General features: G+C 67.0%; 23 protein-coding genes. 12 read left to right on the plus strand and 11 right to left on the minus strand.

Annotation, left to right across the window (positions count from 1 at the left end; genetic code table 11):
* Nucleotides 1-35 precede the first annotated feature (35 nt).
* Nucleotides 36-395: an iron-sulfur cluster assembly accessory protein gene (locus S2M10_RS01135; protein WP_168844459.1), complete on the plus strand. Its 360-nt coding sequence runs from the start codon at nucleotides 36-38 to the stop codon at nucleotides 393-395.
* Between the two features lie 28 nt (nucleotides 396-423).
* Nucleotides 424-1,398, plus strand: a complete 975-nt coding sequence (locus S2M10_RS01140) for a rhodanese-related sulfurtransferase (RefSeq protein WP_168844460.1) — start codon at nucleotides 424-426, stop codon at nucleotides 1,396-1,398.
* A gap of 820 nt (nucleotides 1,399-2,218) precedes the next feature.
* On the opposite strand, the gene S2M10_RS22515 is transcribed toward S2M10_RS01140, so the two are convergent.
* From S2M10_RS22515 to coxB, 10 genes are all read right to left on the minus strand, one after another.
* Nucleotides 2,219-2,788, minus strand: coding sequence for a PEPxxWA-CTERM sorting domain-containing protein (locus S2M10_RS22515; protein ID WP_247650545.1), 570 nt, complete (start codon nucleotides 2,786-2,788; stop codon nucleotides 2,219-2,221).
* 493 nt (nucleotides 2,789-3,281) lie between these two features.
* Nucleotides 3,282-3,914 (minus strand): SURF1 family protein, encoded by a 633-nt coding sequence (locus S2M10_RS01150; RefSeq protein WP_168844461.1) that lies wholly within the window; start codon nucleotides 3,912-3,914, stop codon nucleotides 3,282-3,284.
* 1 nt (nucleotide 3,915) lies between these two features.
* The gene (locus tag S2M10_RS01155; RefSeq protein ID WP_348770507.1) at nucleotides 3,916-4,317 is read right to left on the minus strand and encodes a DUF983 domain-containing protein; all 402 of its coding nucleotides are present in this window, start codon (nucleotides 4,315-4,317) and stop codon (nucleotides 3,916-3,918) included.
* Between the two features lies 1 nt (nucleotide 4,318).
* Complete coding sequence (locus tag S2M10_RS01160) at nucleotides 4,319-5,203, minus strand: cytochrome c oxidase subunit 3 (protein ID WP_168844462.1); 885 nt, start codon at nucleotides 5,201-5,203, stop codon at nucleotides 4,319-4,321.
* A gap of 36 nt (nucleotides 5,204-5,239) precedes the next feature.
* A complete protein-coding gene (locus tag S2M10_RS01165; RefSeq protein WP_168844463.1) occupies nucleotides 5,240-5,779 on the minus strand; it encodes a cytochrome c oxidase assembly protein in 540 nt (179 codons plus the stop codon).
* Nucleotides 5,776-5,946: a hypothetical protein gene (locus S2M10_RS01170; protein ID WP_168844464.1), complete on the minus strand. Its 171-nt coding sequence runs from the start codon at nucleotides 5,944-5,946 to the stop codon at nucleotides 5,776-5,778. The genes S2M10_RS01165 and S2M10_RS01170 overlap by 4 nt, the downstream gene beginning before the upstream one ends.
* Nucleotides 5,943-6,860, minus strand: coding sequence for a heme o synthase (locus tag S2M10_RS01175; protein WP_168844465.1), 918 nt, complete (start codon nucleotides 6,858-6,860; stop codon nucleotides 5,943-5,945). Before S2M10_RS01175 ends, S2M10_RS01170 begins: the two co-directional genes overlap by 4 nt.
* A gap of 44 nt (nucleotides 6,861-6,904) precedes the next feature.
* Complete coding sequence (locus S2M10_RS01180) at nucleotides 6,905-7,189, minus strand: hypothetical protein (protein WP_168844466.1); 285 nt, start codon at nucleotides 7,187-7,189, stop codon at nucleotides 6,905-6,907.
* Nucleotides 7,190-7,363: 174 nt separating this feature from the next.
* Nucleotides 7,364-9,016, minus strand: coding sequence for a cytochrome c oxidase subunit I (ctaD, locus tag S2M10_RS01185; protein WP_168844467.1), 1,653 nt, complete (start codon nucleotides 9,014-9,016; stop codon nucleotides 7,364-7,366).
* Between the two features lie 3 nt (nucleotides 9,017-9,019).
* Nucleotides 9,020-10,126 (minus strand): cytochrome c oxidase subunit II, encoded by a 1,107-nt coding sequence (gene coxB / locus S2M10_RS01190; protein WP_168844468.1) that lies wholly within the window; start codon nucleotides 10,124-10,126, stop codon nucleotides 9,020-9,022.
* Nucleotides 10,127-10,296: 170 nt separating this feature from the next.
* On the opposite strand from coxB, the gene pyrE reads away from it, so the two are divergent.
* The 10 genes from pyrE (at nucleotide 10,297) to S2M10_RS01240 (ending at nucleotide 19,572) form a co-directional block, all read left to right on the plus strand.
* Complete coding sequence (pyrE, locus tag S2M10_RS01195; RefSeq protein ID WP_168844469.1) at nucleotides 10,297-10,881, plus strand: orotate phosphoribosyltransferase; 585 nt, start codon at nucleotides 10,297-10,299, stop codon at nucleotides 10,879-10,881.
* A complete protein-coding gene (locus tag S2M10_RS01200) occupies nucleotides 10,878-11,606 on the plus strand; it encodes a pyridoxine 5'-phosphate synthase (protein WP_168844470.1) in 729 nt (242 codons plus the stop codon). Before pyrE ends, S2M10_RS01200 begins: the two co-directional genes overlap by 4 nt.
* 4 nt (nucleotides 11,607-11,610) lie before the next feature.
* A complete protein-coding gene (acpS, locus tag S2M10_RS01205) occupies nucleotides 11,611-12,021 on the plus strand; it encodes a holo-ACP synthase (protein WP_168844471.1) in 411 nt (136 codons plus the stop codon).
* Nucleotides 12,022-12,023: 2 nt separating this feature from the next.
* Nucleotides 12,024-12,914 carry a signal peptidase I gene (gene lepB, locus S2M10_RS01210; RefSeq protein WP_168844518.1) on the plus strand — a complete coding sequence of 297 codons (891 nt, stop codon included), beginning with the start codon at nucleotides 12,024-12,026 and terminating at the stop codon, nucleotides 12,912-12,914.
* Nucleotides 12,911-14,008, plus strand: coding sequence for an AI-2E family transporter (locus tag S2M10_RS01215; protein WP_168844472.1), 1,098 nt, complete (start codon nucleotides 12,911-12,913; stop codon nucleotides 14,006-14,008). Before lepB ends, S2M10_RS01215 begins: the two co-directional genes overlap by 4 nt.
* Before the next feature lie 4 nt (nucleotides 14,009-14,012).
* Nucleotides 14,013-14,654, plus strand: a complete 642-nt coding sequence (gene maiA / locus S2M10_RS01220; protein WP_168844473.1) for a maleylacetoacetate isomerase — start codon at nucleotides 14,013-14,015, stop codon at nucleotides 14,652-14,654.
* Nucleotides 14,655-14,691: 37 nt separating this feature from the next.
* Nucleotides 14,692-16,713, plus strand: coding sequence for a TonB-dependent receptor (locus S2M10_RS01225; protein ID WP_247650548.1), 2,022 nt, complete (start codon nucleotides 14,692-14,694; stop codon nucleotides 16,711-16,713).
* 226 nt (nucleotides 16,714-16,939) lie between these two features.
* Complete coding sequence (locus S2M10_RS01230) at nucleotides 16,940-17,848, plus strand: hypothetical protein (protein ID WP_211090802.1); 909 nt, start codon at nucleotides 16,940-16,942, stop codon at nucleotides 17,846-17,848.
* Nucleotides 17,845-18,363, plus strand: a complete 519-nt coding sequence (locus tag S2M10_RS01235) for a DUF2141 domain-containing protein (protein WP_168844475.1) — start codon at nucleotides 17,845-17,847, stop codon at nucleotides 18,361-18,363. The genes S2M10_RS01230 and S2M10_RS01235 overlap by 4 nt, the downstream gene beginning before the upstream one ends.
* Nucleotides 18,364-18,372: 9 nt before the next feature.
* Nucleotides 18,373-19,572, plus strand: coding sequence for a glycosyltransferase (locus S2M10_RS01240; RefSeq protein WP_168844476.1), 1,200 nt, complete (start codon nucleotides 18,373-18,375; stop codon nucleotides 19,570-19,572).
* Here S2M10_RS01240 and S2M10_RS01245 read toward each other — a convergent pair.
* The gene (locus tag S2M10_RS01245) at nucleotides 19,509-21,056 is read right to left on the minus strand and encodes a hypothetical protein (RefSeq protein ID WP_168844477.1); all 1,548 of its coding nucleotides are present in this window, start codon (nucleotides 21,054-21,056) and stop codon (nucleotides 19,509-19,511) included. The genes S2M10_RS01240 and S2M10_RS01245 overlap by 64 nt on opposite strands.
* Nucleotides 21,057-21,154 lie beyond the last annotated feature (98 nt).

Consider the following 21,154-nt stretch of genomic DNA (forward strand, 5'->3'; position numbering starts at 1 on the left):
CTTCAGGGGAGGGGCTCAAGAAGGTAGAAGAGACGATGACCACCGCGACCACTTCCCGCCCGCGCCCCGCCGCGCTGCTCCTTACCCCCGCCGCCGAGGCGCGCATTGCCGCGCTGATGGCGAAGGCGCCGGAAGGCACGGTCGGCGTCAAGCTCTCCACCCCGCGCCGGGGCTGTTCGGGCCTTGCCTATTCGGTCGACTATGTCAGCGAGGCCAAGCCGCTCGACGAGCGGATCGAGACGCCCGGCGGCCTGTTCTTCGTCGACGGCGCCTCGGTGCTCTACCTGATCGGCTCGACGATGGACTGGGTGGAGGACGATTTCACCGCCGGCTTCGTGTTCACCAACCCCAACGCCAAGGGCACTTGCGGCTGCGGCGAAAGCTTCATGGTCTAATCGCACCGGCTGGGGTAGATCCGCCGAAATGACTCAGGTTGCGGACGATGCCGCGCTGCCGATCCGCGTGGCGGCGCTCTACCAATTTGCCCGGTTCGACCATCCGGCGGCGCTGCGGGGACCGCTGGCCAAGCTCTGCTGTTCGCAGGGCGTGAAGGGGACGCTGCTGCTCGCGCGCGAGGGGATCAACGGCACCATCGCGGGAAGCGACGAGGCGATCGCGGCGGTGGTCGCGCATGTCCGCGCATTGCCCGGCTGCGCCGGGGCCGACGTCAAATATTCCCGCGCGGCCGAGCAGCCTTTCTACCGGATGAAGGTGCGCCTCAAGCGCGAGATCGTGACGATGGGCCAGCCGGACATCGATCCGCTGGCGAGCGTCGGCACCTATGTCGCGCCCGAGGACTGGAACGCCCTGATTGCCGATCCGAACACGATTCTGATCGACACGCGCAACGATTACGAGGTCGCCGCCGGCACCTTCCGCGGCGCGATCGACCCGCACACCAGGAGCTTCCGCGACTTCCCCGCCTGGTTCCGCGCGCACCGCGAGGCACTGCTGGGGCGCGGCGAGGCGTCCCCCAAGGTGGCGATGTTCTGCACCGGCGGCATCCGCTGCGAGAAGTCGACCGCGTTCCTCAAGTCCGAGGGCATCGAGCAGGTGTTCCACTTGAAGGGCGGCATCCTCAACTATCTGGAAAAGGTGCCCGAGGCGCAGAGCCTTTGGGACGGCGAATGCTTCGTGTTCGACCAGCGGGTGACGGTGGGACATGGCCTGGCGCCGGGCAGCTACGAACTCTGCCACGCCTGCCGCCGCCCGGTCAGCGTCGAAAACCGTCGCTCGCCGCTGTACGAGGCGGGGGTAAGCTGCGCGGCCTGCTATGACGAGCGCACCGACGCGGATCGCGAGCGGTATCGCGAGCGCCACCGCCAGGAGCGCTTGGCAGTCAGCCGAGGCGAGCCGCACGTGGGCAAGGTGTATTCGGTAAACGAGGTGGAAGACTAACCGAGGCGTGGTCGTGCTACGTCACCAGGCCTGTCGGCTTGCGCCCTAATTGCGGACGTCCGCTTGGAGTGCGAAAGCTGGTGCTATGGTAGTTAAATTTGAAAAGGCGGAGGATGGCTGGGTCGCGCAATGCGGCAAATACCAGATGCGCTATCAGGGTCAGAGGGTTGGTAGGCGCTTCGTCCTCTCCGTTAACGGCATGCAAGAAGCTTCGTTCTACGCCTCCGGCCCTCACCGATCTGACGCAGACAAACCGGAGTATCTCTATACGATCGGGACTTCAGAAAGGACGGCCCAAACGGGTCTTGGTCTCGAAAGTTACGCCACACTCTACCTCGCCTTTTTTGAAGCCTACCATAGCCAATTCAAGATACCACCCGGTCGGGTATCCCTCGCGTTCGATCCCGAGATTGAGATGAGAGAATGGGACCGATGGGGTCCGTAGCAAGGGCAGCTAACCACCACATTCAGCGATTCGGCTGCGCGTCGATCACGATCTTGACCTTGGTCGTGAGCGACGGGAAAGTCCTCAGCCGCAGCCTGAGGGATCAAAGGCGCGACATGGTGGCCGACGCGATCCCTTCGCCGGCGGCACGAACTGAAGCCGATAGCGCCGGCATCGGAGCAGGCACGGGAGTGATCGGCGCTCGCAGGCTTTCAAGGTCGATGCAGCGCCGCCGAGCCGGCGGTCCAAAAGCGCGAGGTCGCGACGCGATAGGATGCGGGGTGGCGTGGCGCAGCGACTGGGTTGCTGCAAAGCCCGAACGGGAAGCCGCAAGCTTCTGTGCAAGCGGCTTCCCGTCTTGTGGTGCTGGGGACGTCAGGCGAAGCGTACGGTCGTCTTCACCACCCGGCGGCGGCGCAGTGCGCCCCCTGCCATGCCCACGCCGGCAATCATCATCGCCCAAGCAGCGGGTTCCGGGACTGCGGCCGCGGTGGCAATCTGCTGTACGCCAGCCTGCGAGATGCCACCTCCGAAGTTCTTAACGGAGATGCTGATGCGGTTATAGCCGCCGCCGCAGAGCGCGCTGCCGGTATAGCAGAGAAAGTTGATGGTCGAGCCAACCTGCGGGTTCTGGAACAGAACGGCCCCGGAGCCGTAGAAATCGAAGAACAGGCCCTTCGCCGTTGCGGTCAGCGCGGGCGCGTTGAAAAACAGAAGTTGTGAGTTGGAGGGGCCGCTGATCAGGAACGATCCGCCGGCGTCCTCGAGGGTGAATTGCCAGTCGAGGACATTGGCGCGCGTGAGAAGACCCAGCGTCCCGTCGGTCTCGATGGAACCTGTCGCGCTGACGCCGTTGCCCGATGCGTTCACGATGTAGGTGGCCGCAGAAGCAGGCATGGCCAGCGCAGACGCTGCCGCAATTGCAAGAATCTTGGTCTTCATCATGCGTATTCCCCCTCCAAAATGGATTATGTTGCCGTTGCGCTGTGTATGTAACGAAGTCTGCACCCATACAATAGCGGCGAATTGTATGAAAATTACAAAGTCCCGATTCGGGATTTCATCCAATTCTGGGCAGGCGTGTTGTTCATGCCGACGCACCAAAATAGCGTACCTATTTCAGGCGCCTGGGCTCTTCAGAGACCTGATCGTGAAAAATGGCCGCGAAGCCGCCGCCGCACTGAAGCGCGTTGCGTCATGGCGAGAACGTTGGCGGCGAGCGCATCGCAGCGGGTGGCGAAGCGGCGGGGATACTTCCGCTTTTAGAGAAGCTGCTCAATCACGTTCCGCTTGGGGTAGAGATGCTTAGTGGACGATATTCATTCGCAAGCGTGAACGGGAGCTAGCCATCCTTCTCGATTGTCCCGCAGCTTGGTGATCAGCTTGCGACGATGACGAGCGAAGCGCCGATACCCCGATCCGCTTGGCCGCCTGCATTTTACCGCGCGCCCGGCTGCGGCGCGCCCCGCGCCCGCAGCCGCAGCGCCAGCACATAGATGATCACCGCCACCCCGGCGAACAGGAACCATTGCACCGCATAGGCGAGGTGGTTGTTGGGCACGTTGGCGATGTCCGGCGGGGTGCTCGGCTCCAGCCCCGGCGCGGCTTGGTCGGAAACCAGCATCAGCGGTTGCGGCGTGCCGTCGAAGATGCTCGCGACCAGCGGGCGGTGGTCCGGCGCGCGGGTGAGGATGCCGCTCACCACCCCGCCCGGCCAGTGCGGGCGGAACATCGGATCGCGCGTCACGCCCATGTCGACCAGCAGCGTGGCCCCTGCATGGGTGCGGCAGGTCGCGATCTGCCGCCAGCCCTGCAGGCCCTGCACCCCGCGGCCGCCCTGCCGGGTCCAACTGGCGACCGACTGGCAGGCGCTGCGGGCGTGGCGGAACAGCAGCGAGGCATCGGCGGCGCCGCTTTCGATGGTGATCGTCGGCTGCATCGTGTTCGCCGTGAACACCGCCAGCGCGCTCTGCTTCTCGCTCCGCCGGTCGAGCTGCCAGAAGCCGAGCGCGATCATCGCCGCCACCGCCAGGCCGACGAGCAGGGTGGGGAGCAGCGGCACGCGGCGCATGTCAGTCCTCGGCGATCCGGCCCTCACGGGCCCGGTTGCGATATTCCAGCGCGAGCAGCAGCCCCTTGGCCACCCGCAGCGATCCGATCACCATCGCCAGGGTGACCGGGGGCCACAGCAGCAGATGTACCCATATCGGCGGCGAGAGGCTGAACTCCAGCCACAGCGCCAGGATGGTCACCAGCGTACCGATGCCGAGGGTGAGGAACACCACCGGCCCGTCGCCGACGTTGAACGCGGCGAACTCCAGCCCGCAGGCGGGGCAGCGATCGGCAAAGGCGGTGAAACTGCGGAACAGCGTCCTGGCGCCGCAGCGCGGGCAGCAGCCATGGAGGCCGGATGCGACCGGGGGCGGCAGCGTGGCACTGCCGCCCCCGGCGGGATCGGGTGTGGGGCTGGTCACGTCAGCCGGCGTGGACCGGCGCGCCCCAACCGCCCCAGACATAGATCGACGCGAACAGGAACAGCCAGACCACGTCGACGAAGTGCCAGTACCAGGCCGCCGCCTCGAAGCCGAAATGCTGGCGCGGGGTGAAGTCGCCGCGATAGGCGCGCACCAGATTCACCACCAGGAAGATCGTGCCGACGATCACGTGGAAGCCGTGGAAGCCCGTCGCCATGAAGAAGGCGCCGCCATAGCTGGAGCCGCCCTCGCTCGCCGCCTTGAAGGGGAAGGGGGCCTCCATATACTCATAGGCCTGCAGGCAGCTGAAGATGAAGCCGAGCACCACGGTGAGCCACAGGCCCTTCTTCACTGTATCGTTCTCGCCCACGCCGATCAGGCCCCACAGCCCGCGCAGCGCGCCGCCGCGCTCATTGTGGATCAGGCCGTGATGCGCCCAGGTAACGGTGCAGCCCGAGCAGAGCAGGATCAGCGTGTTGAGCAGCGGGAACTGCCAGGCGTCGAGCACTTCCATGCCCTTGGGCGGCCAGGTACCGCCGACCGCCTCGACGGTGGAGGGGAAGAGCGCGAAATCGAACCAGGCCCAGAACCAGCCGACGAAGAACATCACTTCGGAGGCGATGAACAGGATCATGCCGTAGCGCAGGTGAAGCTGGACGATCGGCGTGTGGTCGCCGGCATGCGCCTCCTGGATCACCTTGCCCCACCAGCCGACCATGGTGAGCAGCACCAGCGCGAAGCCGGTGGTGAGCACCAGCGTGCCGTTCGCCATCTTGTGCATCCACATCACGGCGCCGGAGGCGAGGATCAGCCCGCCCAGCGAGCCCAGCAGCGGCCAGATGCTCGGCGGCAGGATATGGTACTGGTGGTTCTTTGCTCCAGCCATGGGCGTATCCCAATCCTCTCTCAATTTTGCGCGATGCTAGCTTGGTGTCTTCGGCGAATCCACTGGATAAAATGTATAGGACAAGGTGATCTCCTCCACGTCGCGCGCGTCGGGATCGTTCAGGATCTTCGGGTCGACGAAGAAGATCACCGGCATCCGCACGGTCTCGCCGGGCTGCAGCGTCTGCTGGGTGAAGCAGAAGCACTGGATCTTGGTGAAATATTTGCCGACCTGCGCGGGCGTGACGTTGAACGTCGCGGTGCCGGTGAGCGGGCGGCTGGAGACATTGGTGGCGGTGAAGAAGGCCATGTCGCGGCCGCCGATGTCGATCACGTCCTCGCGGCGCTCGGGGGCGAACTTCCAGGGCAGCTTCGGGCTGACATTGCTGTCGAACGCCACCGTGATCTTCTGGCCCGTGGCACCGGGCGCGCGCAGGCCGCGCTGGGTGGTGCCGTTCAGGCCGGTCGCCTCGCAGAACATCCGGTAGAGCGGCACCGCGGCGAAGCCGAGCCCGGTCATGCCGCACACCAGCACGGCACCCATCAGGCCGACGCGCAGGTTGCGGCTGATCCTCATCCGCCGTGCCCGAGCTGCATCTTCACGATCGAGATGGCGAAGACGAGCAGCACGAAGCCGCCCAGTAGCCACGCCATCACCCGCGCGCGCGACCGCTGGCGCGCGCGGATCAGCTCCAGCTCCGCCGCCGGCGTCCGCAACACATCCTCTCCGCGTGAGTCGTTCATGCCACCCACCTGTCGATCACCAGCGCGCCGAATAGCACGAACAGATACAATATCGAGAATTTGAACAGCCGCTTTTCCGGGATCATACGGTCCCCGCCCTCGGCCTCCACGTCGGTGCGGCGGGTGGCGACCTGCACCGCCATGGCGAGGAAGATGCCCGACATCAAAGCGGCGGTGAGGCCATAGACCATGCCGCTCAGCCCCAGCGGCCAGGGCGCGGCGGCGGCGGCGATCATCGGCAGCGTATAGAGGCCGATCTGGATGCGCGTGGTGCGCTCGCCCGAGACGACCGGCAGCATCGGCACGCCGGCATTGGCGTAATCGGTCTTCACGAACAGCGCGAGCGCCCAGAAATGCGGCGGCGTCCACAGGAAGATCAGCGCGAACAGGAGGAGCGGCAGCGTCGCGACATCGCCCGTCGCGGCGGCCCAGCCGATCAGCGGCGGAAAGGCGCCAGCCGCGCCGCCGATCACGATGTTCTGCGGCGTGCGGCGCTTGAGCCAGATCGTGTAGACGAACACGTAGAACAGGATCGAGACCGCGAGGATCAGCGTCGCGACCAGGTTGATCGCGACATACATCAGCACCAGGCTGAACGCCGCAAGCCCCACGCCGAAGTGCAGCGCCGACTGGCGTTCCATCCGCCCGGCGGGCAGCGGCCGGCCCTGGGTGCGCTTCATCTTGGCGTCGAGATCGGCCTCATACCATTGGTTGAGCGCGCCGGCCGCCCCCGCCCCCAGGGCGATGCACAGGATGGCGGTGAAGCCGAGCACCGGGTGGATCGGCACGGGGGCGGCGAGCATCCCGCACAGCCCGGTGAAGACGACCAGCGTCATCACCCGCGGCTTGGTGAGGGCAAGGAAATCGCGCCAATCGGCGGGCAATGCGGGATTGGCGTTGGTCACGGACATCATCGTTCCCGATATACGGCGCGTCTCGGGCGGGCGAAAGAGGCCTGTCAGCCCAGCCGCTTGGCGTTGGCGCGCACCTTGCGGCGATAATGCTTCAGCGTCTTGCTCGCCTGCGCTTCCGGGGTGCTCCCGAGTCGGCCCGTGGCGGCGGCCACCTGCAGCTCCCAGGCGGCCTGCATCTTCTCCGCGACCATGCGCTGCGCCTCGGCGGTGGCGGCGGGGCCGCCGGCGGCGAGCTTGGTCAGCCGCATTCCGATCACCGTCGAAGCCTCAATGCCCAGCATCCAGCTATCGAGGCCGATCTTCATCCAGTCGGCATAAGGGGTACGCATGGGGTGGTCTCCAGGGGTGACGTATCTGTCCGAACGCGCGAACGGTGCGTCCGGGGCCGGATATAGCATGCGGCCGTTACCAACTTCATCCGAAGAGCGACAAGGCGCGTACCGGCAAAGGAAAAGCCCCGGAGGTTTCCCTCCGGGGCGTCCGTTCGTCCAGCCCTGCCCGGATCAGTCGATCTTGGGCAAGGTCTCGAACTGGTGGAAGGGCGGGGGGCTCGACAGCGTCCATTCGAGCGTGGTGGCGCCTTCGCCCCAGGGGTTGGCCTCCGCCTTCTTGCCGGCGAAGAGAGCGTAGAGGATGTTCACGAAGAACACCGCCATGCCCGCCGCCATGATCATGTAGCCGACGGTCGCGGTATGGTTCCAGTACGCATATTGGTCGGTATAGTCGGGGATGCGGCGCGGCATGCCCTGGAGCCCCAGGAAGTGCATCGGGAAGAACAGCAGATTCACGCCGGCGAAGAACACCCAGAAGTGGATCTGGCCGAGCAGCTCGCTGTACATCTTGCCCGTCATCTTCGGGAACCAGTAATAGAAGCCCGCGAACAGGCTGAACACTGCACCCAGCGACAGCACATAGTGGAAGTGGGCGACGACGTAATAGGTGTCCTGCATATAGTCGTCGACGCCGCCATTGGCGAGCACGACGCCGGTCACGCCGCCGACGGTGAACATGAAGATGAAGCCGATCGCCCAGACCATCGGGGTCTTGAAGCTGATCGAGCCGCCCCACATCGTCGCGATCCAGGAGAAGATCTTCACGCCGGTGGGCACCGCGATCACCATCGTCGCGGCGGTGAAGTACATTTTCACCTGCACCGGCAGGCCGGTGGTGAACATGTGGTGCGCCCAGACGACGAAGCCGACCAGGCCGATCGCCACCATCGCATAGGCCATGCCGAGATAGCCGAACACCGGCTTGCGGCTGAACGTCGCGATGATGTGGCTGATGATGCCGAAGCCCGGCAGGATCATGATGTACACTTCGGGGTGGCCGAAGAACCAGAACAGATGCTGGTAGAGCACCGGATCGCCGCCATATTGCGGATCGTAGAAGGCGGTGCCGAAGTTACGATCGGTGATCAGCATGGTGATCGCCGCCGCCAGCACCGGCAGCGCCAGCAGCAGCAGGAAGGCGGTGACCAGCACCGACCAGGCGAACAGCGGCATCTTGTGCAGCGTCATGCCCGGCGCGCGCATGTTGAAGATCGTCGTGATGAAGTTGATCGCGCCGAGGATCGACGCCGCGCCCGCGAGGTGGAGCGAGAAGATCGCGAAATCGACCGAGGGCCCCGGCTCGCCATAGGTGGAGAGCGGCGCATAGACCGTCCAGCCGGTGCCGGCACCCACCCCGACGAAGGGCGAGAGCATCAGCAGGATGAAGCCCGCCACGGTCAGCCAGAAGGAAATGTTGTTCATCCGCGGGAAGGCCATGTCCGGCGCGCCGATCATGATCGGCACGAACCAGTTGCCGAAGCCGCCGATCATCGCCGGCATCACCATGAAGAACACCATGATCAGGCCGTGCGCGGTGATCAGCACGTTCCAGAAGTGCATCGCCTCGTCGAACGTGCCTTCGCCGTGCAGCTGGGCTACCCACCAGGGGAGGTATTGGATGCCCGGCTGCATCAGCTCGGCCCGCATGATGCCCGAGATCGCGCCGCCGATGATGCCGGCGATGATCGCGAAGATCAGGTAGAGCGTGCCGATGTCCTTGTGGTTGGTGGACATGAACCAGCGGGCGAAGAAGCCCGGCTTGTGATCGGCGTCATGATGGTGCGCATCGTGCGCACCGGCGTAATGAAGCGCGGTATCGGTCATGGCTCAGTTGCCCGTGTTGCCGGCGCCGGCGGGGTTCGCGGTCGCAGGCTGGTTGGACGGTGCCGGCGTGGCGGTGGCGTTGACGGCGGGTGCGGCTTCCGCAGCGTCGTTGGCGGCCGCGGCGTCGGTCGTGTCGTTGCCGATGGCGGTGGTGCTCGCCGGCTCTGCCGCGGCCCCCGGCATGGTGCCGCCCTTCGAGGCGACCCACTGCGCGAACTTGGCCGGGCTCACCGCCTCGACCGCGATCGGCATGAAGGCATGGCGCGCGCCGCACAGCTCGGAGCATTGCCCGAAATAGACGCCTTCCTTCTGGATGATGAAGCTCGTCTCGTTCAGGCGGCCGGGGATCGCGTCGAGCTTGATCCAGAAGGCGGGCATCGCCCAGCTGTGGATCACGTCCGTCGCGGTGGTGACCAGCCGGATCGGCACGCCCACCGGCAGCACCACGCGCTGGTCGGTGGCGAGCAGGCGGGGCCCGTCGGCATCGGTGCGATAGCGCTGATCCTTGCCGACCTGGTCGCCTTCCTTCAGCATGTTGGCGGTCAGCTGGATGTTGCCGTTGTCCGGATATTCATACGACCAGAACCACTGGTTGCCGATCGCCTTCAGCGTCACCGCATTCTTCGGCGCGGGCTTGAACTGCGCGGCGAGCAGCTTGATCGAGGGGATCGCGATCGCGACCAGGATCAGCACCGGGGCCAGCGTCCAGACGATCTCGATCGCGGTGTTGTGGCTGGTGCGCGAGGGCGTGGGGTTGGCGGCGCGGCGGTAACGGACGATCACCCACACCAGCAGCACCAGCACGAAGATCGAGATGATCGTGATCAGCGGCAGCAGGATGACGTTGTGGAACCAGTGCGCTTCCTGGCCGGTGGGGGTCACCTGCTGCTGGAGCGAGATGGCTTTGTCGATCGGCTCGCCGACTCCCGGCACCGCCTGGTGCAGCGGCTTGCCGGCGGCGTCGAGCGTCGGATCGGCGACCTTGGCCGCAGGAGCGGGTTGGGCTGCGGCAGCAGCAGGTGCGGCCGGGGCGGCGGGTTGCGCCAGCCCCGGGGAAGCGAAGGCCAGACCAGCGGCCAGCAGGATCGTCGGTACCAAGAAACTGCGCATAAGGTGTTGTCACCCCTCTCCAGGAACGCACAACCGGGGCATCCTAGCGGCCCTTTGAACCAAAGGTATAGCTGGGAAAAGGCCATGCTCAACCTTTTTCGCGTGCGGTTGCGGACGCCGCCACCGCCACTTAAAGGATCGTTCCACCGTTGACTTCAGGAGCCCAGACATTGACCGGAGACGCCATCCTCGACGAATTTCGCGACGCAGGTGCGTTGCTTGAGGGGCATTTTATCCTGTCTTCGGGTTTGCGCTCTCCCGTATTTCTCCAGAAGATGCGGATCTTCGAGGATCCGGTCCGCACCGAGCGGGTGTGCGGCGCGCTGGGCACGCTGATTCGCGAGACGTTCGGGCAGGTCGACATGGTCGTATCCCCCGCGATCGGCGGGATTATCCCGGGCTATGAGACGGCGCGCGCGCTCGGCTGCAAGGCGGTGTTCGTCGAGCGCGAGGACGGCGAGTTCCAGCTGCGCCGCGGCTTCGAGATTCCCGAAGGTGCACGTGTTGTGATGGTGGAGGACATTGTCACTACCGGGCTTTCCTCGCGCGAATGCATCGCGGCGATCCGCAAGCATCCCGGCACGCTGCTGGGGGCGGCGTGCATCGTCGATCGCTCGAACGGCAAGGCCGATGTCGGCGTGCCGCTGATCGCGCTGACCAAGCTCGACGTGCCCGCCTATCCGGCCGACCAGCTGCCGCCCGAACTGGCGGCGATCCCGGCGATCAAGCCGGGGAGCCGGGCGATCACCGCATGACGGGCAAGCTGCGCCTCGGGGTCAATATCGATCATGTCGCCACCGTGCGGAACGCGCGCGGCAGCGGCTATCCCGATCCGGTGCGCGCGGCGCTGCTCGCGGCCGAGGCGGGGGCGGACGGGATCACCGCGCATCTGCGCGAGGATCGCCGCCACATCACCGATGCCGATATCGCCCGGCTCTCGGCCGAGCTGACCGTGCCGCTCAATCTGGAGATGGCGGCGACCGAGGAGATGCTCGCGATCGCGCTGAAGCATCGCCCGCACGCGGTGTGCATCGTGCCCGAAAAGCGCGAGGAGCGGACCACCGAGGGTGGCCTGGATGCGGCCGGCATGTTCGATCTGCTCGCGCCCATGGTCGCCAAACTGCGCGACAACGGCAGCAGGGTCTCGCTGTTCATCGAGCCCGAGGCGCGCCAGATCGATGCGGCGATCCGGCTCGGCGCGCCCGTTGTCGAGCTGCACACCGGCCGCTATGCCGAGCTGGACGGCGACGCGCTGGCGGCGGAGCTGAAGCGGCTGTCCGACGCGGCGGCACTCGCCGCCCGCAACGGCATCGAGCCGCATGCGGGCCATGGCCTCACCTTCGACAACGTGCTGCCGATCGCCGCGATCCCGCAGGTGATGGAACTCAACATCGGCCACTTTCTGATCGGCGAGGCGATCTTCGACGGTCTCGCCCCTGTGGTGCAGCGGATGCGCGCGCTGATGGACTCGGCACGGTGAGAGCATGATCCTCGGGCTCGGTTCGGACCTGTGCAACATCGAACGGATCCGCAAGTCGCTCGATCGGTACGGGCAGCGGTTCGAGCGGCGCGTGTTCACCGAGGTCGAGCTCGCCAAGGCCGCAAAGCGCCCGCACAATTATGCGCCGACGCTGGCCAAGCGCTTTGCGGCCAAGGAGGCATTTTCCAAGGCAGTCGGAACCGGGTTCAGCCGGGGTGTGTTCATGAAGGATATCGGCGTGGTTAATGCACCGTTCGGCGCACCCACGCTCGCGCTGACCGGCGGCGCCAAGGCGAGACTTGACGCCATGACGCCAGCGGGACACGTGGCCAGGGTGCATCTGACGCTCACGGATGATCTGCCCTGGGCGTTCGCGATGGTGATGATCGAGGCCGTGCCGGCGGAAAAGGAATGACGATGGGGGTGGACGAACTGGTGTTGCGCAGCAAGCGGAGCGAGCGACGCCAGAGCGCCACCCGGCAAGGTACGGACTGGTGGGCTGAACTGCGCGGCATTTTCTGGCTGGTGCTGGGCGTGCTGGCCTTCCACAGCCTGATCGCGAAGCCCTTCTATATCCCGTCGGAATCGATGCTGCCGAACCTGCGGGTGGGCGACCAGCTGATCGTCAGCAAATATCCCTATGGCTATTCCTTCGTCACCCCGACCTTCCACCTGCTGCCGCCCATTCCCGGGCGCATTCTCGGACGCCTCCCGGCGCGCGGCGACATCGTCATCGTCACCCCGCCCCAGCACAGCACCGACTATATCAAGCGCGTGATCGGCCTGCCCGGCGATACCATCGCCGTGCGCGACGGCATGGTCTGGCTCAACGGCAAGCAGGTCGCGCGTGAACCGCTGGGCGAACGGCTGGTGCCGATCGACGGCAATACGCGCTGCGATCCCGATCCGGAACGGGGAGGGTCCAGCTTCTATGCGGGCCGCCGCGTGGTGCACCAGGGCAAGGCCTATTGCAGCCTCACCCTGTTCCGCGAGACGCTGCCGAACGGCGCCAGCTACGACATCGCCGATCTGGGCGATTCCGCAGGCGACAATTTCCCGCCGACCGTCGTGCCGAAGGACCATGTGTTCCTGATGGGCGACAACCGCGACAACAGCGCGGACAGCCGCTTCGCCCTCGATCAGGGCGGACTGGGGGGGGCGGTGCCGTGGGAAAATATCGGTGGCCGCGCCGAATTCATCACTTTTTCGCGCGACGGCTCGTCCACCTGGAACCCGCTGACGTGGTTCACGGGTTTCCGTGGGGATCGGTTCGGCATTTCGCTGCACCCTACCCACGAGGAACAATGAGCAACGATCCGCTGGAGTCCGCGCACGTCCGCGTCGTGCGCGAACCGGGCCCGAACGAATTTCGCGATCCCGAAACCCGCGCCGAGTTGAAGAAGGCGGCCGTCTGGCTGGGCATGGCGGTGGGCATCGCGCTCATCGTGCTGCTGGTCCAGCCGCTGCTGATCATCTTCGGCGGCCTCGTCTTCGCGTCGATGCTCGACGGTGGCGCGCGGCTGATCGGCAAGGTGTTGCCGATCCCGCGCGGCCTGCGGATCGCGCTGGTGCTGCTGCTGGTCTTCGCCTTTTTCGGCCTCGTCTTCTACCGCACGGGCATGCAGATCGCCGACCAGGCCGAGCAGTTGCGCACCACGCTGGAGACGCAGGCCAACCGCGTCGCGCGCTGGGCATCGGACATGGGGCTGATGCCCGGCCGGTCGGACCTCAACGGGCTGATCCGCGAGGGGCTGGGTTCGATCGGGCGGCTCACCACTGCGGTCGGCACCGCGATCGGCGCGGTCACCAGCATGATCATGATCCTGATCATCGGCCTGTTCATCGCCCTCGACCCCCGCATCTACGAGCGCGGGCTGCAATGGATGGTGCCGCTGGACCGGCGCCACGCCTTCGCCCACATGCTCGGCGGCATGGCGACGACGATGCGGCGGCTGCTTGCCGGACGCCTGCTCGGCATGGCGTTCGAAGGCGTGCTGACCTGGATCCTGCTCAGCGTCGTGGGCGTGCCGATGGCGCTGCTGCTCGGCATCATCACCGGCGTGCTGGCGTTCATCCCCAATGTGGGCGCGATCATCTCCGGCGTGCTGATGGCGGCGGTGGGGTTCAGCGCGGGCCAGGAAACCGGCATCTGGGCGCTGGTCATCTATTTCGCCGTGCAGAATTTCGACGGCTATGTGGTGATCCCGATGGTCGCCAAGCGCACGGTCGACCTGCCGCCGGCGCTGACCTTGTCGTCGCAGATTCTGGCGAGCACGCTGTTCGGCATCCTCGGACTGGCGCTGGCCGATCCGATGGTGGCGATGATCAAGGTGGCGCTGGAGAGCAATGCGCGGCTGAACGGCAAGAAGCCCAAAAGCGACGACGACAGCGACAAGGACTGAGCCGATGCTGGTGCTGCACGACTATTTCCGCTCCTCGGCGGGGTATCGGGTGCGGATCGCACTCAACCTGAAGGGCGTGGACTATGTGCGGCACGAGCTGCCCCTGCTGGAAAATGCCCAGCGCAGCCCCGAGCATCTCGCGCGCAATCCGCAAGGATTGGTGCCCGCGCTGGAGGCGGAGGGCCATGTGTTCACCCAGAGCCTGGCGATCCTAGACTGGCTCGACGCGCGCTATCCCGAGCCGCGGCTGATCCCGGCCGATGCGGTCGCGCGGGCGGATGCGCTGGCGCGCGCGATGGTGATCGGCATGGACGTGCACCCGATCAACAATCTGCGGGTGATGCGCTATCTGGAGCAGCGGCTCGAGGCCGATGCGGATGCCCGGTCGGCCTGGACCGCGCACTGGATGACCGAGGGGCTCACCGCGCTGGAGGCGATGGTGCGCGCCGCCGGTGGTGCCGGGCCGTTCCTCGGCGGGGCCGCGCCCGATGTCGCCGACTGTTTCTTGGTCCCGCAACTGTTCAACGCCCGTCGCTTCGCCGTTCCGCTGGATGCCTATCCCCTGTTGCTGCAGGCGGAAGCGGCGGCGCTCGCCCATCCCGCCTTCGCTGCGGCCCATCCGGACAAAGTCGCCCCGAATGCTTGAAAAACTGGGATGCGCCGTGGCGGCGCTGTGCGTGGCGATGCCTGCCTTCGCGCAGGAGGGCTCACAGGCCGAGATCGTCGTCACCGGGCGCGGGCTCGACGTGCCGCCGGGCGACGCCGCCTATGATGTGGTGACGATCGACCGCGCGCGGCTGGCCGACACCGCAAGCAACCGGATCGAGGACGTGCTGGCGGATGTCGCGGGGCTCGCCCAGTTCCGCCGCTCCACCTCCACCTCGGCGCACCCGACCAGCCAGGGGATCACCCTGCGCGGGCTGGGCGGCAATGCCTCGAGCCGCGCGCTGCTGCTGCTCGACGGCGTGCCGCAAACCGATCCGTTCGGCGGCTGGGTGCCCTTTCCGGCCTATCTGCCGGGGCGCCTGGGCGGTATACGGGTGACGCGGGGCGGCGGCAGCGGCTTTGCCGGGCCCGGCGCGCTCGCAGGCACGATCGAGCTGGAGAGCGGCACGCCGGCCGAGCTGGGCAGGCTGAACGTCGCAGGTTTCTACGGCAGCCGCGACAGTGTCGACGCCAGTGCCGTCGCGGCGGTGCCGGTTAGCGGCGGGTTCTTCACGGTCGCCGGGCAATATGGCCGCAGCGACGGCTTCGTGCCGATCGTGCGCCCCGGCAGTGTCGATCGCGCCGCTCCGTATGAACAGGCCAGCCTCGCGCTGCGGGGCGTCGCGGATCTGGGCGGCGGGACCGAGCTGCAGACGAACCTTTCCGGCTTCACCGATCGACGCGACCGCGGGACCGCCTTCACCGACGTGCTGAGCAAGGGTGCGGACGCCAGCGTGCGGATGGTTCGCCGCGGCGACGGTCAGGATGGAAAATGGGGCTGGTCGGCGCTCGCCTATCTTCAGGTGCGGCAGTTCGACAGCGGCTTCGCCAGCATCTCCGCCGCGCGCGACACGGTGAGCCCCGTCGTGCAGCAGCACGTACCCGCGACCGGGCTCGGCGGCCGAGTCGAGATTGCCCCGCCGGTCGGCGGAGGCGTGACGCTGCGGCTGGGCGGAGACGTCCGCCGCGTATCCGGGGAGACGCGCGAGCGCTATACCTTCGTCGGCACGAGTCCGACGCGGCGGCGCGTTGCAGGCGGCGCAAGCCTCACGACCGGCGGCTTCGCCAGTGCCAGCTATGCTGGGGGGGGCTGGACCCTGGACGCCGGCGGCCGGCTGGATCACTGGACGATCTATGACGGCAGCCTGTTCGAGGCGCCGCTGGCAAATGGTGCCGTGCTCACCGACACGCGCTACGGCAACCGCCATGGCTGGGAACCGACCGGGCGTCTGGGGGCGGCCTATGCGCTGGGACCGGTCACGCTGCGGGCGGCGGGCTATCGGGGATGGCGACTGCCGGCGCTCAACGAACTCTACCGCCCGTTCCGCGCCGGGGCGGACGCCACGGCGGCGAATGCGGACCTCGATCCCGAGCGGCTATGGGGTGGCGAAGTCGGCATCGATCTGCGGCCGGTGCCGGACCTTGTGTTCCGCGCGACCGGCTATTGGAACCGGCTGGACGGCGCGATCGCCAATGTCACGCTGGCGCGCGGCCCGGGCAATTTCCCGGGCGTGGGTTTCGTCTCGGCGGCCGGCGCCTATCGCCAGCGACAGAATCTGGACGCGGTCGAGGCCAGGGGCCTCGAACTGGACGGGCGGTGGACGATCGGCGCGTGGAGTCTCGCCGGATCCTGGGCCTATGCCGATCCTCGTGTCCATGCCTCGGGCGCGGCGGTGTCGCTCGACGGGCTGCGCCCTGCGCAGACGCCGCGCTTCCAGGGATCGGCCACGCTCGCCTGGCGCGCGGCGCTTGCCAACGCCTCCGTCACCGCGCGCTATGCCGGCGCGCGCTTTGAGGACGACCAGAACAGCGTGCAGCTCGATCCGGCCTGGACGGTCGACGCCACGCTGGGCGTACCGCTGACAGCCGCACTACGGATCGAGGGGCGCGCCGAGAACCTGTTCGATGCCGAGGTGCAGGCCGGAATCAGCGGCGGCGGGGTGATCGAACGCGCCACACCGCGCACGCTTTGGATCGGGTTGCGCTATGCGATGCGCTGACGCGCGCTCCGTGCGCACCCGGTGCACATACTTGCGATTTGCCTTTCTAACGCCCAAATCGCTGCCGGAATAAACCGCAATGTGCTGGGAAACAGCCTGACGTCGCGCGACGCGCCGGAGAGCCGGGAACGCCGATCCGCGGAAGAGTGAGATTGTTTCGGTCTTGTCGGTGGCGCTTTTGGATGGATTGAACAGGCAGGCTGGGGACGCTCCGGTGAACATGCGCATGGCCGAAGCGGCGATTCCCGCTGCACCCGATCTCGCCGGGCTGGAGCCTGTCGAGAAGATCAAGCGCCGCTGGCCGATGTGGCTCGGCGGCGCCCTGACGCTGCTGATGGTGGTGGGGCTTGCGCGCGAGCTGTTCGGCGGCGGCGTCGACAAGCTCGTGATGCCCGCCGACCCGCGCTTCTACGTCGTCTTCCTCTTCTACTACATCTGCTCGCCGACCTTCGATTTTCTCATCTTCCGCAAATTGTGGCGCATTCCGCTCGACGGGATGATCGCGCTCCACAAGAAGCGAATCGCGAACGAGGTGCTGCTCGGCTATTCGGGCGAGGCCTATTTCTACGCGTGGGCACGCCAGCGCACGCAGATGGTGGCTGCCCCGTTCGGCGCCGTGAAGGACGTTACGATTCTATCCGCCATCGCCGGCAACGCGATGACGCTGGCGGTGGTGGCGCTGGCGCTGCCCTTCGGCATCGATCTGCTGAAACCCGCCGAGTTCAACACGCTGATGGGCTCGATCGCGGTGATCTTCGCGATGTCGCTGCCTTTCCTGATCTTTTCCAAGCGTGTGTTTTCGCTGCCGCGCGGGCAGCTGTGGTGGGTGTTCGGCATCCACTGCGTGCGCATCATCGCCAGCTCGGTGCTGATCGCCTTTGCCTGGCATTTCGCGATGCCGCAGGTCTCGATCGGCATCTGGCTGCTGCTCTCGGCCGGCCGGCTGCTCGCCTGGCGCCTCCCGCTGGTTCCGAACAAGGAGCTGCTCTTCGCCAGCTTCGCGATCATGATCATCGGCCAGGGCGAGGCACTGTCCGAACTGATGGCGTTGATCGCGGGCCTGTCGCTGGTCGCCCACATGATCCTGTTCGCGGGCTTCGGCCTGCACGCACTGCTCACGAGGAAAACCGCATGAACCGCTCCGCCCTTTTCGTCGCGACCGTGCTTGCCGCCACCACCGCGCACGGCGCGTCGGCGCAGGTGCTCGGCGAGGATGCCGCCGCCTGCACCGGCGGACGCGGCCCCGCGATCCAGGTCGAGGTCAGCGGCCTCAAGGATCGTGCCGGCCGGCTGAAGCTGGAACTCTATCCGGCGACCGAGGAGGATTTCCTCAAGGACGACCGCGATCTGGCGAAGGAAGGCAAGACCTTCCGCCGCGTCTGGGCCAACACGCCGCCTTCGGGTGCGGTAATGATGTGCATCCGGGTGCCGGCGCCGGGCACCTATGCCCTGCTGTTCACCCATGATCGCGACGGCAAGAACAAGTTCGATTTCTGGTCCGATGGCGCTGGCTTTCCGTCGAACCAGCGGCTGGGCCGCAGCCGTCCCAAGCTGCGTCAGGCGATCGTGAACGTCGGAAACGGCGTGACCGACGTGAACATTCGTGCGCAATATCTGCGCGGGCTCGGGGGCTTCGGCCCGCTCAACTAAAGGCTCTGCATGCGCATCGTCGACGTCAACGAATTCTACTCGCCCACCGGTGGCGGGGTGCGCACCTATCTGGACCGCAAGATGGGCCTGATGGCCGATCTGGGGCATGAGCTGATCGTCGTCGCGCCCGGGGCCGAGACCTCGGTAGAGGAGCGGCCCGGCGGCGGGGCGATCCACTGGATCAAGGCGCCGCCGCTGCTGCTCGATCGCAACTATCGCATCTTCGTGAAGGACGAGCCGGTCTGGACCGCGCTCGACCGGCTGAAGCCCGACATCGTCGAGAACAGCTCGCCCTGGCTGCCGGCCTGGACGGTGGGACGCTGGCAGGGCGATGCGCTGAAGGTCTATTTCGCCCATGGCGATCTGGTCGGCACCTATCCGCAGCGCTGGCTGGACAGCGTGGCGACGCCGCTGCAGGTGGAGCAGGCGTTCGGCTGGTACACGCGCTACATGGCGCGGTTTCTCAGCCATTATGATGCGTTCGTCACCAACGGCCCGGCGCTGGCCAAGCGTTTCGAGCGGCGCGGGCTCAAGGTAGATGCCTCGGTGCCGCTGGGAATCGATCGCGGCTGGTTCTCGCCGGACCTGCGCGACGAGAAACTGCGGGTGTCGCTGCTCGCCCGGCTGGGGCTGCCGCCCGAGGGGCATCTGCTGCTCGGCCTGGGCCGCCATCACAAGGAGAAGCGCTGGCCCCTCGTCATCGAGGCGGTGGAGGCCGCGGCGAACGACCTGCCGGTGGGGCTGATGCTGCTCGGCGACGGGCCGCAGCGGCACCAATTGGAGGGACTGATCGCCGGCAGCCCGCACATCCGCATCTTCCGCCCGGTCTATGACCGGCTGCGGCTGTCGCGCATCATGGCGAGCTGCGATGGCCTGATCCACGGATCGGATGCGGAGCCGTTCGGGCTGGTGGCGTGGGAAGCGCTGGCGTCCGGGCTGCCGCTGATCGGGCCCGACGAGGGCGGTTTCGCCGAGATCGCCGATCCGCTGTTCGCGGAGACCTATGCCGCCCGCAACACGCTGTCCGCCGCCGCCGCCATCCGCCGGCTGTTCGCGCGCGACCAGACGATCCTGCGGCATGCGGCGCGGGTCGGCGCCGCGAAGGTGCGCAGCGACGCCGATCACGCCGCCGCGCTGATGGACTATTATGCCGGTCTGCTCGCCGCCCGCCGGGGCGGGACCGCCGCCGAGATCGCCGGCGCGGCGTAGACGGTGGTCGGCACGGTGCCGATCAGATAGGTGCCGCGCACGTCATAGCCCAGCCGGTGCAGATAGTGCTGGACCCGCGCCCGCACCGCCGGTCGCTCGCCGCGGAACGGCGTGCGCATCACCACCACCGCGGGCCGCTGCGCGAAGATTCGGTCGACCTCGGCGATCTGGTCTATGCCCAGCGCGCCATCCTCGCGTTCGCGCGAGAGGTGGTCGGGGAACAACCAGGGGCTGAGCGAACAGCGCTCCGTCGCGCCGTAGAGCATCGAGTTGCCCGAATGCACGTACAGGCAGCCGCTGCCATGGCCGATTCCGTCTGCGATCGCCGCCAGTTGCGCCGCGTTGCCGCGCTTGGATTGCGCCACGACCACGCAGAGCGTTCCCGCGACCAGCGCCACCGCCAGGAGCGCGGGTGCCGCCACGCGGCGGGCGCGGCGGTCGTGCGCGAAGGTCGCGGCGCAGCACAGGCTGGCGGGCACCAGTGCCGGCAGCGCGTAATGCGGATACCAGGAACCGAAGACGAGCAGCCCGACCATCGCGGCGATCAGCCAGCCGAGCAGCAGGTGGGCGCCGGGCGTGACCGCGCGTTCCCGCCGCATCCGCGCCCAGCCGAGGCCGCTCAGCACCAGCAGCGGCGCCAGCGGCACCATCACTTCAAAAAAGGCGCCGACCAGATCGATGAACGGATCGCCGCGCCGATCGAGAATCGAACCGAAATTGGCATAGGCCCAGGCGTCGAAATGGCCCAGCCAGGCATAGACGGCCGCAGCCAGCAACGTGGGGAGCATCGCCATACCGGCATAGCCCAGCCCTCGTCGCGCGACGTGCTGCAACCCGGCGCCCAGGACCGCCTCCCGGCGGAGCAGCCACAGGCCGAGGAACAGACCCTCGAACAGCACCGTGTATTTTACCTGCAGGGCCATGCCGACCAGCAGCATCGCCAGCAGGTTGCGGCCGATGCGGACGGGGTCGCTGTCGCGGTCTTCCGCGCGCGGCAGCAGCAGCGCGACGGCCCCGATCGTGAGCAGGTTGTAGAAGATCGGCGCCTGCCCGCCCTGGCCGTCCACCACGTTCAGCATGAGGATGTAGAGCAGCGCGGCGGGAAGCGCGCCGGCGCTCCAGCCGACGCGATCGGCGATCCGGGCGATCATGCCCGCGGTCAGCACCACACAGGCCAGCGCCATCAGCTGATAGGCGAGGATTCCCCAGGGCATCCCCAGCGCGGCGGCCGGCAGGTACAGCAGGAACAGGCCGATGGGCTTGCGGTCCCAGATATCGACGAAGGGCAGCGCGCCGTGCAGCATGCGCTGGGCGGTGACCCAGTAGAATTGCTCGTCCACTGCCACCAGCGGATTGCCGAAGGTGACGGCGCGGACCGCGATGGCGGTGGCGACCAGAACCAGCCAGCGCGGCAGCGCGGCGGCGGTCGCGCCGATCCCTGCCGTCGGCGCGTCGATCGCGATCGGTGCGATGCGCGTCGCCATCAGCGCGCCGTGCCTCGTTCAATGCCCTGTGGTGCCGCGCGGTCGCAACGGTGCGGCCGGGCCGTGCCCGGCGCAGTTCGAGATAGCTTCACGTACGC

Source organism: Sphingomonas sp. S2M10, assembly GCF_012650175.1.
Lineage (GTDB): Bacteria > Pseudomonadota > Alphaproteobacteria > Sphingomonadales > Sphingomonadaceae > Sphingomonas.

Excerpts from the sequence above, each read along its gene's own strand:
- maiA (WP_168844473.1), top strand. The coding sequence starts at position 14,013 with ATGCTGGTGCTGCACGACTATTTCCGCTCCTCGGCGGGGTATCGGGTG.
- S2M10_RS01200 (WP_168844470.1), top strand. The coding sequence starts at position 10,878 with ATGACGGGCAAGCTGCGCCTCGGGGTCAATATCGATCATGTCGCCACC.
- S2M10_RS01175 (WP_168844465.1), bottom strand. The coding sequence starts at position 6,860 with ATGATGTCCGTGACCAACGCCAATCCCGCATTGCCCGCCGATTGGCGC.
- S2M10_RS01215 (WP_168844472.1), top strand. The coding sequence starts at position 12,911 with ATGAGCAACGATCCGCTGGAGTCCGCGCACGTCCGCGTCGTGCGCGAA.
- S2M10_RS01150 (WP_168844461.1), bottom strand. The coding sequence starts at position 3,914 with ATGCGCCGCGTGCCGCTGCTCCCCACCCTGCTCGTCGGCCTGGCGGTG.
- S2M10_RS01165 (WP_168844463.1), bottom strand. The coding sequence starts at position 5,779 with ATGAGGATCAGCCGCAACCTGCGCGTCGGCCTGATGGGTGCCGTGCTG.
- S2M10_RS01170 (WP_168844464.1), bottom strand. The coding sequence starts at position 5,946 with ATGAACGACTCACGCGGAGAGGATGTGTTGCGGACGCCGGCGGCGGAG.
- S2M10_RS01225 (WP_247650548.1), top strand. The coding sequence starts at position 14,692 with ATGCCTGCCTTCGCGCAGGAGGGCTCACAGGCCGAGATCGTCGTCACC.
- S2M10_RS01135 (WP_168844459.1), top strand. The coding sequence starts at position 36 with ATGACCACCGCGACCACTTCCCGCCCGCGCCCCGCCGCGCTGCTCCTT.
- S2M10_RS01230 (WP_211090802.1), top strand. The coding sequence starts at position 16,940 with ATGGCCGAAGCGGCGATTCCCGCTGCACCCGATCTCGCCGGGCTGGAG.
- S2M10_RS01240 (WP_168844476.1), top strand. The coding sequence starts at position 18,373 with ATGCGCATCGTCGACGTCAACGAATTCTACTCGCCCACCGGTGGCGGG.
- S2M10_RS01235 (WP_168844475.1), top strand. The coding sequence starts at position 17,845 with ATGAACCGCTCCGCCCTTTTCGTCGCGACCGTGCTTGCCGCCACCACC.
- S2M10_RS01140 (WP_168844460.1), top strand. The coding sequence starts at position 424 with ATGACTCAGGTTGCGGACGATGCCGCGCTGCCGATCCGCGTGGCGGCG.
- S2M10_RS01180 (WP_168844466.1), bottom strand. The coding sequence starts at position 7,189 with ATGCGTACCCCTTATGCCGACTGGATGAAGATCGGCCTCGATAGCTGG.
- S2M10_RS01160 (WP_168844462.1), bottom strand. The coding sequence starts at position 5,203 with ATGGCTGGAGCAAAGAACCACCAGTACCATATCCTGCCGCCGAGCATC.
- ctaD (WP_168844467.1), bottom strand. The coding sequence starts at position 9,016 with ATGACCGATACCGCGCTTCATTACGCCGGTGCGCACGATGCGCACCAT.
- coxB (WP_168844468.1), bottom strand. The coding sequence starts at position 10,126 with ATGCGCAGTTTCTTGGTACCGACGATCCTGCTGGCCGCTGGTCTGGCC.
- lepB (WP_168844518.1), top strand. The coding sequence starts at position 12,024 with ATGGGGGTGGACGAACTGGTGTTGCGCAGCAAGCGGAGCGAGCGACGC.
- S2M10_RS22515 (WP_247650545.1), bottom strand. The coding sequence starts at position 2,788 with ATGATGAAGACCAAGATTCTTGCAATTGCGGCAGCGTCTGCGCTGGCC.
- S2M10_RS01245 (WP_168844477.1), bottom strand. The coding sequence starts at position 21,056 with ATGGCGACGCGCATCGCACCGATCGCGATCGACGCGCCGACGGCAGGG.
- acpS (WP_168844471.1), top strand. The coding sequence starts at position 11,611 with ATGATCCTCGGGCTCGGTTCGGACCTGTGCAACATCGAACGGATCCGC.